The sequence below is a fragment of the Microcoleus sp. Pol7_B2 genome (assembly GCF_036701035.1).
Classification (GTDB): domain Bacteria; phylum Cyanobacteriota; class Cyanobacteriia; order Cyanobacteriales; family Microcoleaceae; genus Microcoleus.
In genome coordinates this window covers 1-14,203 of the sequence record NZ_JAUBQB010000086.1, presented here as the reverse complement: position 1 = coordinate 14,203, position 14,203 = coordinate 1, and the positions used below count along the sequence as shown (strand labels likewise).

The 14,203-nt window shown below is 45.4% G+C and carries 10 protein-coding genes; 5 read left to right on the top strand and 5 right to left on the bottom strand.

Going from position 1 to position 14,203, the window contains the following annotated elements; all coding sequences use genetic code 11:
- The first annotated feature begins 16 nt into the window (after positions 1 to 16).
- Positions 17 to 1,093 (top strand): branched-chain amino acid ABC transporter permease, encoded by a 1,077-nt coding sequence (locus QUA57_RS24150; RefSeq protein WP_333064082.1) that lies wholly within the window; start codon positions 17 to 19, stop codon positions 1,091 to 1,093.
- Positions 1,094 to 1,222: 129 nt separating this feature from the next.
- Here the strand turns inward: QUA57_RS24150 and QUA57_RS24145 are convergent, their stop codons facing one another.
- On the bottom strand, positions 1,223 to 1,795 hold the full coding sequence (locus QUA57_RS24145; protein ID WP_333064097.1) for a Uma2 family endonuclease: 573 nt from the start codon (positions 1,793 to 1,795) through the stop codon (positions 1,223 to 1,225).
- A 251-nt stretch (positions 1,796 to 2,046) separates the two neighbouring features.
- On the opposite strand from QUA57_RS24145, the gene QUA57_RS24140 reads away from it, so the two are divergent.
- The 3 genes from QUA57_RS24140 to QUA57_RS24130 all read left to right on the top strand — a co-directional run bounded on the left by QUA57_RS24140 (position 2,047) and on the right by QUA57_RS24130 (position 5,440).
- The gene (locus tag QUA57_RS24140; protein WP_333064081.1) at positions 2,047 to 3,612 is read left to right on the top strand and encodes an ABC transporter permease subunit; all 1,566 of its coding nucleotides are present in this window, start codon (positions 2,047 to 2,049) and stop codon (positions 3,610 to 3,612) included.
- 143 nt (positions 3,613 to 3,755) lie between these two features.
- Positions 3,756 to 4,571 carry a class I SAM-dependent methyltransferase gene (locus tag QUA57_RS24135; RefSeq protein ID WP_333064080.1) on the top strand — a complete coding sequence of 272 codons (816 nt, stop codon included), beginning with the start codon at positions 3,756 to 3,758 and terminating at the stop codon, positions 4,569 to 4,571.
- Between the two features lie 89 nt (positions 4,572 to 4,660).
- On the top strand, positions 4,661 to 5,440 hold the full coding sequence (locus tag QUA57_RS24130; RefSeq protein WP_333064079.1) for an ABC transporter ATP-binding protein: 780 nt from the start codon (positions 4,661 to 4,663) through the stop codon (positions 5,438 to 5,440).
- Between the two features lie 88 nt (positions 5,441 to 5,528).
- Here QUA57_RS24130 and QUA57_RS24125 read toward each other — a convergent pair whose 3' ends face one another.
- On the bottom strand, positions 5,529 to 6,389 hold the full coding sequence (locus tag QUA57_RS24125) for a PEP-CTERM sorting domain-containing protein (protein WP_333064078.1): 861 nt from the start codon (positions 6,387 to 6,389) through the stop codon (positions 5,529 to 5,531).
- A 317-nt stretch (positions 6,390 to 6,706) separates the two neighbouring features.
- Here QUA57_RS24125 and QUA57_RS24120 point away from each other — a divergent pair, with 317 nt between their 5' ends.
- A complete protein-coding gene (locus QUA57_RS24120) occupies positions 6,707 to 7,414 on the top strand; it encodes an ABC transporter ATP-binding protein (RefSeq protein ID WP_041623339.1) in 708 nt (235 codons plus the stop codon).
- A 194-nt stretch (positions 7,415 to 7,608) separates the two neighbouring features.
- Here the strand turns inward: QUA57_RS24120 and QUA57_RS24115 are convergent, their stop codons facing one another.
- The 3 genes from QUA57_RS24115 to QUA57_RS24105 all read right to left on the bottom strand — a co-directional run bounded on the left by QUA57_RS24115 (position 7,609) and on the right by QUA57_RS24105 (position 14,100).
- Positions 7,609 to 13,098, bottom strand: a complete 5,490-nt coding sequence (locus QUA57_RS24115; protein ID WP_333064076.1) for a response regulator — start codon at positions 13,096 to 13,098, stop codon at positions 7,609 to 7,611.
- Between the two features lie 549 nt (positions 13,099 to 13,647).
- Positions 13,648 to 13,893 carry a hypothetical protein gene (locus QUA57_RS24110; protein WP_333064075.1) on the bottom strand — a complete coding sequence of 82 codons (246 nt, stop codon included), beginning with the start codon at positions 13,891 to 13,893 and terminating at the stop codon, positions 13,648 to 13,650.
- Between the two features lie 45 nt (positions 13,894 to 13,938).
- A complete protein-coding gene (locus QUA57_RS24105; protein WP_333064073.1) occupies positions 13,939 to 14,100 on the bottom strand; it encodes a hypothetical protein in 162 nt (53 codons plus the stop codon).
- Between the last annotated feature and the right edge of the window lie 103 nt (positions 14,101 to 14,203).

Genomic DNA, 14,203 nt, shown 5'->3' with positions numbered 1-14,203 from the left:
CCAATTACTCAAAAACATGAAGAACTGGAAAAGTATTCTCTTATATCTAGGTGTAGTTTATATAGTTTTGCTATTAGGTCCCATCGCAGGATTTGATTTGCCAAAAATCCTTGGAGAAATAGTCAGCAGTCCTGAAGTTTTTATCCAACAATTATTAGTTGGTCTTGTCAACGGTGCGCTGATTGCAATTATTGCTTTGGGTTACACGATGGTTTATGGCATTATTGAGTTAATCAATTTTGCTCACGGCGATTTGTATATGTTGGGGGCTTTTGCTTCCCTAACTGTGTTCGGGGCTTTTGGCATTCAAGATGGCGCATCTTTAGGTACTGCTATACCGGTGATGCTAGTCGCTTTAATTGTATGTTCGGTATTTTGTGCTGCGCTGAATATTGTTGTAGAAAAATACGCTTATCGACCTTTGCGAAATGCTCCCCGTTTGGCTCCTTTAATTTCAGCGATTGGAGTTTCTTTTATTTTCCAAAATATGGGGCTGTTTTGGGGAGGATTGAAAGCTTTTATTCCGGTGATGGGTTCTAATTCTGCTGCGCCGAAAAGCTTTCCGGATTTGTTGCCGCGAGTTGATATCCTCAAAGCTTTGGGAATTCAAACGAGTATTGTATTTACTACTAAAGATTTAATTGTGTTGGTGGTGGCGGTGGTATTGATGGTTTTGCTTCATGTTTTTGTCCAGTACACTCGTCTGGGAAAGGCGATGCGGGCAACTGCTCAAAGCCGCGATGCTGCTAAAATTATGGGCATTAATGTGGATCAGATTATTGCTCTGACTTTTTTGATTGGGGGAGCTTTGGCGGGTTCGGCTGGGATTCTGGTGGGTTTGTACAACAATACTATTGTGTTTACGATGGGGTTTACGGCCGGTTTGAGGGCTTTTACGGCGGCAGTTTTGGGAGGGATTGGCAATATTGTGGGGGCGATGTTAGGAGGGGTTTTGATTGGGTTGCTTTCGTCTTTGAGCGATCAGTATTTGTCGAGTCGCTGGACTAATGCTTGGGTGTTTGGGGTTTTGGTGGTGATTTTGGCTTTTCGTCCAGGGGGCTTGTTGGGTGAAAATGTTCAGGAGAAGGTTTGAAATTGCGCGGTTTCAATAATGGCAAGAGAGATTTAAGTATATCTAAAAAAACCTCGCCCCCAAACCCCCGAATTCTTTAAGAAGTTGGGGAACTAAAAGCGATCGCGTTTTACGTTTTTGTTTTACGTTTTAAATATTTCCTGGTTTGAGCCAGCCAAAAACTTCGCCTAAAGTCAACTGCATTTCCGGCATAAATTTGGGCATCGGAAGTATATCGGTTGGTTCTTGCAATGAAATCGGCTGCTGCCTTGCGGGATAGGCTAAAATGTTTTTTTCATCCGGATCGACCAACCAACCCATCTGACAACCGGCGTTCAAACAGTGCAAAATATTGTTTGTGACTTTGGTTTGGCTTTGGGCTGGGGACAATGTTTCTATTGTCCAGTCTGGGTGAGCATTAAATGTATTGGCAATTTCGCCATCAGCGTCTAGGGGAATGCGATTCCAAACAAAAATGGCGACATCGGTGACAATAGAACGTCCGCCAAACGTGCAGCGAAGTTCTGGTAGGGCTAGGGCAATTTGCGGTTTCTCTGCGATGTCGTTGGTGACTGTTACGAGTCGGCCTTGTAGTTTGCTGTGTTTTCCTTGTGGCATAGGTTTTTGGACGATCGCACCTTTGATGTATTCGCTAGCGGGTGTGGTTTCTGGGAGTTGCAAAAACTCGTCGAGGGTGATAGTTTTTTGAGGTGCTTGTACCATATAGCGATCGCCCGTTTGAAGTGTGTTGGGGTAACAGTTCCAGTATATTTGAAGTTTCGTCACTTTTGGTGCAATAATCGAACTCAAAAGACTCTAAACTGTAGCTAGCCAGATCGATCGTTTCCACGATAAGCAGCCTATCACATTCATTGATGCAGAATTTGGCATGGCCCGCGTCAGTCGCATCTATAAACTGCGATTCCTAGCATTCTTTCCTCTAACTACTGACTAATGACTCATAACTTCTTCCTATGTCAAAACAAATAATTAAAGCAATTAAATCGAGCGGTATTTTAGGGGCGATCGCCTCTTTGACTGTTCTGTTATTCGGGGGTTGGAGCGGCACTGTGATCGGCTGGCTGATGGGTACGGCGGCGGGCTTTATTAGCTGTCGGGATCAGAAGGTTTACAGCCCGAAAATGGGTGCGACTATCGGCAGTTTAGCGGGATTAGGATTGGGAGTTTGGCTATTAATTGCGAGTGTGTTAGAAGGGGTTTTGATTAGACCTTTTTCTGGTCAATCTGCTGTGGCTTTGCCGACGACGCTGCTGTACGGGATTTGCAGTTTGACGATCGCAATTTTGACCGCTACGTTAATGGGTGCTTTGCAGGGTTTGCAGGGAGAACGCCAGCGGCTGGCAACTCTGGTAACATTAGCTTTTATTCTAATTCTGTTTCCGTTTATCGACATTCAGGCTCAGACTGGCTGGATTGCTACTGTAGTACAGATCCAAATCTTTATTATGTTGGCGCTGGGTTTGAATATTACTGTGGGTTTTGCGGGTTTGTTGGATTTGGGATATGCGGCGTTTTTTGCGATCGGCGCTTACACGACGGCTTTGCTATCTTCTGGGCAGTTAAATATTGCTTGGAATTTTTGGGTGGTACTGCCGATCGCGGCCGGTGTAGCTGCGATCGCGGGTGTAATCCTGGGTATTCCGACACTTCGGCTCAAGGGCGACTATTTGGCGATTGTTACCCTCGGTTTTGGCGAAATTATCCCGGTTGTGTTTAGGAATTTAACGGCGATTCGGATTGACGAACCAGTCTCGAAGATTGTTGCTTCCCTGTTGGGGAAACCAGAGTTGGTGCTGTGTCTGGTTGGGTGCGATCGACCTTTTAACCTCACCGGCGGCGAAGCGGGAATAAACCCGATCGGGCGTCCATCTCTCCCCATCGTCGGCACTTTCAGCACCGGCAACTACTTTCCCTGGTACTACCTAATTTTACTGCTAGTTGTCTTCGCTTACTTCATGATTTCGCGGCTGCGAGATTCCCGCCTGGGGAGGGCGTGGAATGCCATGCGCGAAGATGAATTAGCGGCTAGTGCGATGGGGATTAACCTGGTCAAAACCAAACTTTCGGCTTTTGCGATGGGAGCGACATTTTCGGGCTTTGCAGGCGCGTTTTACGCGGCCTATATCAGCGCAATTTTTCCCAGCGTTTTCGATTTCTCGGTGTCGGTAATCATCCTGTGTATGGTGATTTTAGGCGGTTTGGGCAACATGACCGGGGTGATTTTGGGCGCTATCATTATCATGTCTGCCGATCGGCTTTATCTGCCACAATTAGCGCAAGTCCTCAAGGGTTTTCTGAATACTTTTGTACTCCCCAGGATTGCAATTCCCCAGTTGCGAGACTTTCTGGCAACCAGTTTAGACCCGATTCAAATGCGCTTATTTCTATTCGGCCTAACTCTTGTTGTCATGATGCTCGTGCGGCCGGAGGGACTGATTCCTGATAAAATACACCAAGCTGAACTGCATTCTGATGGTGAAGCGAGCAATGAGTCTTTAGCAGATGCGAGAAGTCAATAAGTAGGTAAGGGCAAAAACCATAGTATTTTGTAGGCGGGTTTAGCTAAGAATCTAGGATGCAAGGGAGTTGAGGGGTGTTTACACCCCGTCCCCATCTAATGTTTATTTGTAACCAACTACTTAGTAAGGGTGAAAGATTAGCCATGAAAAATGTAACTGGTACTGCTTTTATCGTTGCGGAATTTAGAGCCGAAGAGAATGAAGAGGCAATTCCTCTCTACACTGATAATGTAGTAAAAATTTGGCTGAATGAGGAAACAAAAAAAGTAGCTAGGCAAATAGCTCAAAACTCTCCCGCCGCTAAAGAAATGGTTAAGTTGCGGACTAAATATTTTGATGATGTTTTGTCAAATCAAATTTTAGGAGGTTGCAAACAAGTAGTTATTTTAGGTTCGGGCTTGGATACTCGCGCTGCTAGAATTAATGGAGAAAAAGTCACTTATTTTGAAATAGACGACCGGGTTACTCTTCAATTAAAAGAAGAAGCTCTCAAAACTAACAAAGTTACTGCCAATGTTCGCTACGTTCCCGGCGATTACGTAAAAGACGGTTTAATCTCTTTGCTTAAACAGAGTGAATTTGATTTCGATCGACAGACATATTTTTTGTGGGAAGGCAACACTACTTTGGTTGACAAAAAAGATGTAATATTTGTATTAGAACAAATTCGCAACAATGTTCATAATTTCCGATTGTCCTTTGATTATATGTCGGAAAAGGTGATTTTGAGAACGACGGGCTACCACGATATCAATGATTACATAGATAAATACGAAAGTATGTATGCACCGTGGATTACTGGGTTTGAAAAAATTGCAACTTTGGCTGACGAACTCCATCTCAAAGTTATTGAAAACTTTTCAACGGCCGATTTACACGCACAATATCGCCCTCGCCGTTCGCTAGAATCTAATCTTTTTAAGTTCTATTTTGTCTGTACGTTAGAGAATATGTCCTAAAATCTCCCCATCCCAAATTGATTTGTGTGCGTGAAAGCTTGTGACCAGGACGATCGCACTACTATAAAATCTTAGAAAACAGAACCAAAATGTCATTATTAGAAGCACAGCAAATTACAATGCGATTCGGCGGTTTGACTGCCGTCAACCAGGTCAGCTTAACCTTGGAAAAAGGCTCGATCGCCAGTTTGATCGGCCCCAACGGTGCGGGCAAGACTACTTTTTTTAATATGCTTACGGGCATCTATAAACCGAGTGCCGGTCAGTTGCTCCTTGAACAGAAGAATATAACGGGTTTACCGCCAGATCGCCTGACAACTTTCGGCATTGCTAGAACTTTTCAAAATATCCGCTTGTTTAACAACATGACTGTCCTGGATAATGTTTTAGTAGGTAGACACTGCCGATTAAAAACAGGTTTGTTGGGTGCAATCCTCCGCCCTCCCGCTGCGAATCTGGAGGAGCGGGAAGCTAAAATAAAAGCGCTCACTATGCTTGATTTTGTCGGTTTAGGTGCTTCTAAAGCGCCGGAGTTGGCAAAAAACCTTTCCTACGGCGACCAGCGCAGATTGGAAATTGCGAGGGCTTTGGCTTCCGATCCGAAAGTGTTACTTTTGGACGAACCGACTGCCGGGATGAACCCGAACGAAACGGCTGATTTAACTCGCTTTATTTATCGGATTCGCGATGAGTTGAAGTTGAGTATTTTGCTGATTGAACATGATATGAAGGTGGTGATGGGAATTAGCGATCGCGTGAGTGTTATGGAGTACGGTACTAAAATTGCTGAGGGTACTCCGGCAGAAGTTCGCGCCGATCCTCGCGTGATTGAGGCATATTTGGGAAAAGAAGAAGATGGACATGGATAATACAGAATAACTAGATACCAGACTTTTTATTAAAAAAGTCTAGTATCTAACATCGATAGTTGACCTAGTTAGATGTTTTGCGTCATTCCTAAACTTTTGATTTAACTTCAGACAATTGATTCTTAAGTTTTCTCCTCTTGGTCAGGAAACCAAAAAATAGGGCAGTGCCTAATATAGTAGTAGGTTCTGGAACTGGTTCTGCTTCGGGAACTGGTTGCGCTTGTGCCACGGCCATATTGTTCTTAACTTCTACTAATCTTAAATTAGTGGTGCTGTCAAAAGTCCGCGAATACACTCCGGAAGTATACAAGCTCAGGCTTGTTGTATTACCTTGAGCGAGAAAAGCAAAATTAATTTTTGTGGGATTAAACTTTCCAGCGAGGTTGTATGACAAACTTAATTCCGGGGCTTTAAAAGAGTGCAAACCGATCCCAAGTTCAAATGAGTCTAAAAGAATTTTAGAAACAGTGTCAATTAATGCAAAAGATATACTGCCTGTGGCGCTAGCCCGTTCTGATTGGGGATTACTAACAGATGTTAAAAGATGTAAAATAGTCTGAACAGTGAAAGAAAAAGTTTCTTTTGCCTTAATAGAGAAGTCACCGATCACTGCTGCTTGACTTTGCGCTAAACCCAAATAGTTATTCCCGCTGCCTATGACTTGACTTTCAGAGAGATTTGCTGCCAGCAATTCGTGACAGTTAGATATAAAAAATGCCTCAGCGTTCGCTTGGCTAATAACTGAACTGGTGTTAGCTGTTGTCGGAGTGTAAATGTTAGTAACTGTACCTATTTCAGTCAGGGGGTGACTCAAGTTGTAAATCGTTACTGCTGCCGCAGAACCGGCTATTGTGGCAGCACTGCTGGGCGCTATACCTACACTCAAGCTGGTTACTAAAGGAGTTGCTAATAAAAATGCGATCGCTCCGGTACTGTGATGTAATTTCATGGTCAATCTCCTTAAATTTGAAACATTTTAAGTGCTGTTATTGGTAAGTTGTAGCGGTTGGTTTCGCTTACGTATTAATCCTACCTATTTACTTAGAGATTTTTGTAAAGCTACTGTCAAGAAACCTTATGTTTAAGTAAAAATTTTGTAAAGTTGGTCGCCCCAGCTACTAAAAATACATTGTATGGGAACTAGGGCTGGTGTTGACCTAAGTAAAATTACTGATTACTCTAAAAAAAGTTAATTTTAAATAAATGCAATAAAAATTTATAATTAGTCTGGATAATATAATAAAGCACAAAGCAGAAAAAGTAATTATGTTGGAAATTAAAGACATTCACACCTACTACGGAAATATACACGCCCTCAAAGGAGTATCGCTAACAGTCTCGCAGGGAGAAGTTGTGACATTAATCGGCAGCAACGGGGCGGGGAAAACGACCACTCTCCGCACGATTCAAGGACTGCTGCGCCCGCGCCAAGGCACTGTATTATTTGAGGGAAAGCCTTTAGAAGCACTATCTACAGAGGCGATCGTCCGTTTGGGGATTTCTCAAAGTCCCGAAGGCCGGTTGATTTTTCCGCGAATGACGGTGCAAGAAAACCTAGAAATGGGTGCTTATCTCCGCAACGATACTCTCGGTATCAAGTCCGATATGGAAAAAGCATTAAATTTATTTCCTCGTTTGCGAGAAAGAATTAGTCAAAAAGGGGGAACTCTCAGCGGCGGCGAACAGCAAATGTTGGCGATCGCCCGGGCTTTGATGTCGCGCCCCCGCTTGTTATTATTGGACGAGCCGAGTATGGGATTGGCACCGATGTTAGTCAGTCAAATTTTTGCGATTGTCCGCGATATTAATGCTGAAGGAACAACTATTTTACTGGTGGAACAAAACGCCCGCATGGCTTTAAGTGTCGCCCACCGCGGCTATGTTATCCAAACCGGCCAGGTTGTAGTCGCTGGTAGTGCTAGCGATTTGCAGTCAAATGAAACTGTTCGCAAAGCATATTTAGGTGAAAGTTAAATATGGGCATTGGGCATTGGGCTGTGGTTATTGGTTATTGGTTATTGGTTATTGAAACTGACAACTAACAACCAAAAACCAACAAATAACAAATAATATCGTTTCCGGTTGCATCGGTATTGTTCAAACAATCAACAGTCAACAGTCAACAGTCAACAATTCCGGAGAAGTGCAACCGGAATTGATATAACAAATTACCCTATTTGCGATCGCAACTTCCCCGTTTCCAATTCCGTCTCAAAAGCCGCCCGCACCTTTTCCCACTCCGCTTGAGCTTCCAGCAGGCGATCGCGCGCCGTACTCACATCAAAAACCTGTTCCCCTCCAGACTCAACCGCCACGCGGCCCATATACTCCAACTCCTTGCAAACAGCAGAAAAAGACACCGCTCCTAAATTGGCGCTGCTCGACTTCAGCGTGTGAGAAGCCAGCTTCAAACTATCAGCATCGCCGAGAAAAATAGCCTCCTTAATAGTTTCTAAATGTTGCGGTGCGTCTACCAAATATATCTTAATCAGCTCCCCTAAAAAATCGGGGTCTTCATCATCGTCTAGCTCGCGGAGATTTTGTAAAATATGAAAATCAATCGGCGAATCGGCTCCCGGTTGAACGCTCGAAGAACCCGCAGCCTCACTGTCAACTTGATCAGAAATATCTTGATTGTTTTGCTCAGTAACCACATCCAATTCATCCCGAATCAGAGGTGAGCACTTGCTTAAGGCGATCGCCAACTCTTCCCGACGCACCGGCTTAGTAATATAATCGTCCATACCTGCTTCCAGACACTTTTCGCGATCGCCCTGCATCGCATTAGCAGTCATCGCAATAATTCTCGGCTTCTTGTTAGCAGGCCATTCCTGACAAATGCGGCGCGTCGCTTCCAACCCATCCATGTTCGGCATCTGCACATCCATCAGCACAACATCGTAAGATTGCCGCTTCAGCGCCTCCAAAACCTCCAACCCATTAGCTGCAATATCAGCCCGATATCCTATCCTGTCGAGTAAATGCGTAGCGACTTTTTGATTCACCACATTGTCCTCAGCCAGCAAAATCCGAATCTGAGTAGAATTAGCTGCATCCTGTCCGCCAGAATTCGCCGCAACCTGCCTCAAAACAGCAGGCGTCCGCTGCACGCGGTGCTGTTCTTGAGAATTTTCAAAATACTTCAATCCCGAAGTCAAAGTCACCACATTTGAAACTTCTCCCCGACCGCTTCTGCCAGTAACATATCCAAAAACTTGCAGCAACACATTATAAAACTGAGACTGTTTTAAAGGCTTAGTTAAAAAAGCTGAAAAATGTACTTCTGTAGTTTCAAGTTTTTTCCAAACTTCCGCCTTACTTAAATAAGTAAACAGCACCAAAGGTAGTGCTATTTTGCGAGGGTTGTTAGCGATGACATTCGGATTTTGACCGTCGCTGCCGGACAAATTGCTCAGCTCAAATTTCCGAATCTCCACAGCCAAAGCCACACCGTCCATATCTGGTAGATTCATCGCCAAAATAGCTAAATCGAGCGGCGAGTTTCCTTTGATGATTTCCAAAGCCTCAGCACCCGAAGTTACAGCCACGGGTATCATTCCCCAAGACTCTGCCTGACGGATCAAAACTTGCCGGTTAATGGCATGATGCTCAACAATTAACAAGCGCTTACCAGCCGCAAATTCGGGTCTTTTTTCCTCAGCCCGGATGTCATTCGCTTCAGCAGTCACCGTGAAATAAAAAATCGAACCCGAACCAGATATCGACGGCGGAGTAAATTCTGCAGGCGACATTCCAGCGATACTTTGTCCGATCACAGAAACGGCCGGTTGAGACTTAGAACTTCCCGGAGTAACCTGGCTGACAACCCACATTGTACCGCCCATCATATCGCTCAAACGCTGGCTGATAGCCAGTCCCAAACCCGTCCCGCCGTAATGTCGCGTTGTCGAAGCATCCACCTGCGAAAAAGCTTTAAACAGGCGATCCATCCGGTCTGGCGGAATGCCAATTCCCGTATCTTGGACAGCAAATTGAATCTCGTATTGTCTGCTACGTGCCACCTCTCTCTGGTTAATTGCTAGCGGTTGTGGCTCTAGAATATTAATTTTATCTGGCAAACTGTTAGCAGCTACCTGTTCAATTTGCCTAGCCGTACAGCACACCACAATTTCTCCAGATTCTGTAAACTTAACTGCATTGCCCAGCAGATTTACCAAAATTTGGCGCAGCCTCGTGACATCTCCTAAAATGTTTTTCGGAACGGAATCATCAATAAAATAAGCCAGCTCTAAACCTTTTTCGGAGGCTCTAGGAGCCAGTAATTCCAGAGATTCTTCTATACAGTTTTGCAGCTCGAATGGGCTGCGTTCCAAATCCAATTTTCCAGATTCAATCTTGGAAAAGTCGAGAATATCGTTAATAATAGTCAGCAAAGCATCGCCGCTGGTCCGAATTGTCTCCACAAAATCCCGCTGTTCAGGAGTTAGTTCCATATCCAGCAGCAAGCCCGTCATCCCGATGACTGCATTCATCGGAGTGCGGATTTCGTGACTCATAGTCGCTAAAAATTCGCTCTTAGCTCTATTAGCAACTTCAGCCGCTTGTCGCGCTTGATCCAAAGCTTCATTTTGCTCTGCTAACTGTCGCTGTCGCTGAACTTCGGTTTCTAAAAGTTGTGCTTGAGCTAAGGTAATTCCAACTTGCGCGGCCACATCTTCTAACAGTTCAATTTCGTCTGGATTCCACTGGCGAGTTGCATCGCACTGGTGCAAAGTAATAATTCCATTCGGTTCTCCTTGATAGGAAGTGCGAACAGCCAACATAGATTTTAATCCGATGCGGCGGCACATCGGCCCCGAAGATTCCAGCAAAGGATCGGCAAACACATCGGGAGATGCCAGGGCTATATCCTCAGCGAGGAGTTTTTCTGTGTAGGGGTTATAAGTGACAGAAAGTTCTAAATCTAAAGCCGATTCGTGACCGGGTTCTAAGTATTCTGCGACGCAAGGAAGGTGGGGATAAGGTTCGGAAAGATAGGTGTGAATTGTACAGCGATTGACACCAAATACGCGGCCGATTTGGGTGGCGGTAGTTTGAAAAATTTCTTGAGTGTCTAAGGTCGATCGCACTTTTTGAGTAATTTGTTTGAGTAGTAAAACGCGCTGGTACTGACGTTGCAAAGTTCGCTCTCGCTCTTCGCGGGCAATTTCTGCGCCGATGTAATTGCCCATCAACTTTAAAATTTCAAAATTCAGCGGTTTAAAAGGAGATTTAGTGGTGCGGGAAGTAAAGCTCAAAGTGCCAAAAATCCGCCCTTGCACTATTACCCTCGTCCCCACAAAAGCCTCCAACTTGCGGACGCTGTAAGCGGGGTGATTGCGCCACTGAGTAGTGCCGGCTGATTCCACAGAAATAGGTTCGCTCGATCGCAAAACCTCTCGCTCAAAGGTTCTGCTCAAAGCAAAACCGTCTCCTTTAGCAAATCCAAACGGAAAATCTTCCGGTACATAAGCAGCAATCACTTCGTAGCGATCGCCCAAAACCCTGCCCAACAGCCCGATATCCATCCCAAACTGACTACAGCCCATTGCCAGCAACCGGATCGTTCGCTCGTCAAAAGAGCCTTCCGAGCTCACCATTACCTCGTAGAGCGATCGAATTGCTCGCTCGCTTTCCCGCAGTTCCTCAACTCCTTCGAGGCGGTTGCAGACATCGTGCAAAGTCCCGAAAATTCCCGCTATTTCGCCTTGGGAATTCCGGCGAACTTGGGCAAATAGTTCTACGGAAACAAAGCCGGAATTACTGTGAATTCCCAAGGAGTTTTTCCCCGGAACCGACTTGGACTTAAATCGCAGTTCTCGCCGTTCAAATTCCGACTTACCCGACAGCAAAGACTCCAATAAATTTGCACATTGCTCGCGCTCATCTGGATGCACCCACTCTAAAAAATTAGTTTCCAAACTTTCGGACACCGAGAAATTCGTAATTTCCGTCCAAGCGCGGTTGAGAAATTTCCAAACCCCCGCCGCATCTATGTGGAAAATTACTGTTGCTTTCAAAGAGTCAAATAGATGGAATTGTTCTCGATCATGCTCGCGGTTTTTGACTTCAAACTGCTTGTTTGGAGTAATATCTGTGTGAGTTCCTACTACCCGCAGCGGTTTCCCGGTAGCGCTGCGTAAAACTTGACCTCGGTTCAGCACCCAGACAGTGCTGCCGTCTTTACAGTACATCCGATATTCTGCTGCAAAATCCGGTGTCTTTTGGGCGAAGTGGTCTTCTAAAGCTGCCTTTACCGAGTCAATATCATCTCGGTGGATGCGACTCCACCATTCCGATCGGCGATTCGATATTTCCCCTTCTTGGTAGCCCAGCATTTCTTGCCACCGCGCCGAATAAAAAAACTCATCTGTTTCGAGATTCCAGTCCCAAATCCCCTGATTATTGACTGGAGGGGGGAGATTTGGCCGCTCTACGACACTGTAGTGAGAAATTTCAGCCATCTCGTGGCTATTTGCTGCTGTCCGCTGTATTTCTGCTGAGAGTTTTTTGTATTGAGCGTTGCTAGATTCTAGCTGGCGCTGCAAAGCAATTAAGCCAGAATGCAGAGATTTTGAATCCAGCGCTTGTAAAAGGATAGTTTTAGGATTGATAATCCCGATCGGGTGATTTGTTTCGTTGATGACTAATAAAGGCAACTGGCAGTAGTGTTTTTGCAGCAGCGCGACGGCTGCTTCGAGGCTAGAGTGCGATCGCACCAGTGGCGGCGAACTGCTGCAAATTGCTGCCGCTTTAATTTTGTTAGAGTCTCTTCCCAGCGCCTGCAACTGCACAATATCCCGCGAACTTACCACCCCAACCAGTTTGTGAAGGTTGGGATTTGTAAATTTGGAATTGTGAGCCGCACCAGTCGAGTGTTGATCGGGGGTTTCAGTGATTAATACATAACTAACATTGTGTCTAAACATCAGTTGCGCCAAATAGCGAACCGAAGAATTAGAAGGAGCGTGAATTATTCGTGAAGCTGCTATTTGAGGAATTTGATAAAGTTTAATTAAACTTGCGGGTAGCTCTAATTTCTGATTCACAATTGGCAGGGGCGGAGGAAACGCGAAAGCCGCAGGTGGCGAAGCGCTGCTAATTGCTTTTGGTGTCGGTTCCCCAATTCCCTGCAACATTTGCACCAAGCTTTGAGAGCTAATTAAACCGACAAGTTCTTCAGACTCGCTGACGACGGGCAAATGGCTGATCTGATTTTTCTCCAGCAGATTTGCTAAGGCAAAAAAGTCGGGAATTTCCGATTCTCGGGCTACAGTTACGGTTCTGATCATGATTTGCTCGATCGCAAATCCCCTCAAAGCAGCGCCGATCGAGTTTAGCTGTACGATATCTCGCGTTGTAAAAATCCCCAGCACTGTCTGGCTGCTCGGATAGGGAGCTTTTGAGCCGTTGAGACGCAGCCCGTTGCCTCCTGCGTGTACCGCAGGCGGTATGCCGTAAAAACCCGACTGTTCCCGCGATTGTGGGGAAGCCCCGTTGGTGGGATTTCCGAGTTGAGAATGCCCGCGCGGTTCTACCACGAGGACGTAACTGGCTCCTGTGCTACTCATCAGCTCGATCGCCTTTTCTACGGGCGTCTCAGGGGTGACGGTGAGGGGATTGCGGTTGATGACCTGACTGAGGGAGGGAATAAACATCAGGGGGCATAAAAGTGATATTTGTTGGAAAAACCCGATCGCAAGCAGCAGATTGATTGAGAGGCTTTGCCCGCGAGATTTCCAAGCGCGCTCAAAGTTTCTGTACGATTAAACTCACCCCTACTTCCAGCATCTTGGCATTTAAAATTAATTCCGTGCCATATCCTGATCATTGACGGCTTCTGACTTTCAGAACCAATGCTATCTGCCAGAGGGCCCAGATGAAGGCGGGCGGGTAATTCCTCACCTAGCCTAACTGCTGCGGGTTTACGAGCAAGAATTTCTGCGATTGTCTAGACTGCACCCTACTTTCTGCCCCTCAACGGAACTCTCGCTCGCATTCTGTTTGAGGCAAGATACCTGCACGCTACCAATTTACCAGCGACAGGAGGGGAATCACAACAGGACGACTTAGGTATGGCAACTGTGCAATTAGGGGTTCGAGGGTTCAAGGGTTCCAGGGTTCCAGGGCCAAACAGGCAGAAAATAAATAATTCTGAGCATAACTAATTCTATCTTATCCCAATTATGGCTCAGAGGATTTGAGCTTCAATTCTGGCGATCGAACTTGATGAGAATAGCGCTGTTCCCCGCCAGTACAAAACTCGCATTGCCGCCCTTGGGCCTTAAGCTACCAACAAACTCATCCATTGTTTTAGAATTGAACTCCCGCACCGTGCCATTACCAGTTTTTATCAGCTCCGAAATATCAGCATTAACAGTGTAAGATGTTGCTCGCTCATTGACAACCAGCAAGTAAACATTCGTGCTAGCATCCTGAGTGGCAACTGCCATTAAATCCGAACTGTTAGTGATAGGAAAAAAGGTAGCTTTCCCACTCTACAAAGCCCTAATTCCCATCCGCAAAGCATAGTAGCCCGCGCGCCGTTTTCCCCCGTCCCCTAGCAAACATTCCGCCAGTCCCTGCTTACCCCAGCCGTACAAACAGAATATGTGACTGCCGTAAATATAATTATCCCCCGGTTGGGAACCTCGAATCAAATTTTTAATCAAATTTAAAGCTAAAGATACAGCACTTCCGGGTGTTATGAGGTACAATAAGAATAGATTAAAAAAAATACACCAATGAAAGCATATTCAGTAG

What these genes read in the sequence shown, in the direction of transcription:
- QUA57_RS24150 (WP_333064082.1), top strand. Translation starts at nt 17, where the DNA reads ATGAAGAACTGGAAAAGTATTCTCTTATATCTAGGTGTAGTTTATATA.
- QUA57_RS24145 (WP_333064097.1), bottom strand. Translation starts at nt 1,795, where the DNA reads ATGGTACAAGCACCTCAAAAAACTATCACCCTCGACGAGTTTTTGCAA.
- QUA57_RS24140 (WP_333064081.1), top strand. Translation starts at nt 2,047, where the DNA reads ATGTCAAAACAAATAATTAAAGCAATTAAATCGAGCGGTATTTTAGGG.
- QUA57_RS24135 (WP_333064080.1), top strand. Translation starts at nt 3,756, where the DNA reads ATGAAAAATGTAACTGGTACTGCTTTTATCGTTGCGGAATTTAGAGCC.
- QUA57_RS24130 (WP_333064079.1), top strand. Translation starts at nt 4,661, where the DNA reads ATGTCATTATTAGAAGCACAGCAAATTACAATGCGATTCGGCGGTTTG.
- QUA57_RS24125 (WP_333064078.1), bottom strand. Translation starts at nt 6,389, where the DNA reads ATGAAATTACATCACAGTACCGGAGCGATCGCATTTTTATTAGCAACT.
- QUA57_RS24120 (WP_041623339.1), top strand. Translation starts at nt 6,707, where the DNA reads ATGTTGGAAATTAAAGACATTCACACCTACTACGGAAATATACACGCC.
- QUA57_RS24115 (WP_333064076.1), bottom strand. Translation starts at nt 13,098, where the DNA reads ATGTTTATTCCCTCCCTCAGTCAGGTCATCAACCGCAATCCCCTCACC.
- QUA57_RS24110 (WP_333064075.1), bottom strand. Translation starts at nt 13,893, where the DNA reads ATGGCAGTTGCCACTCAGGATGCTAGCACGAATGTTTACTTGCTGGTT.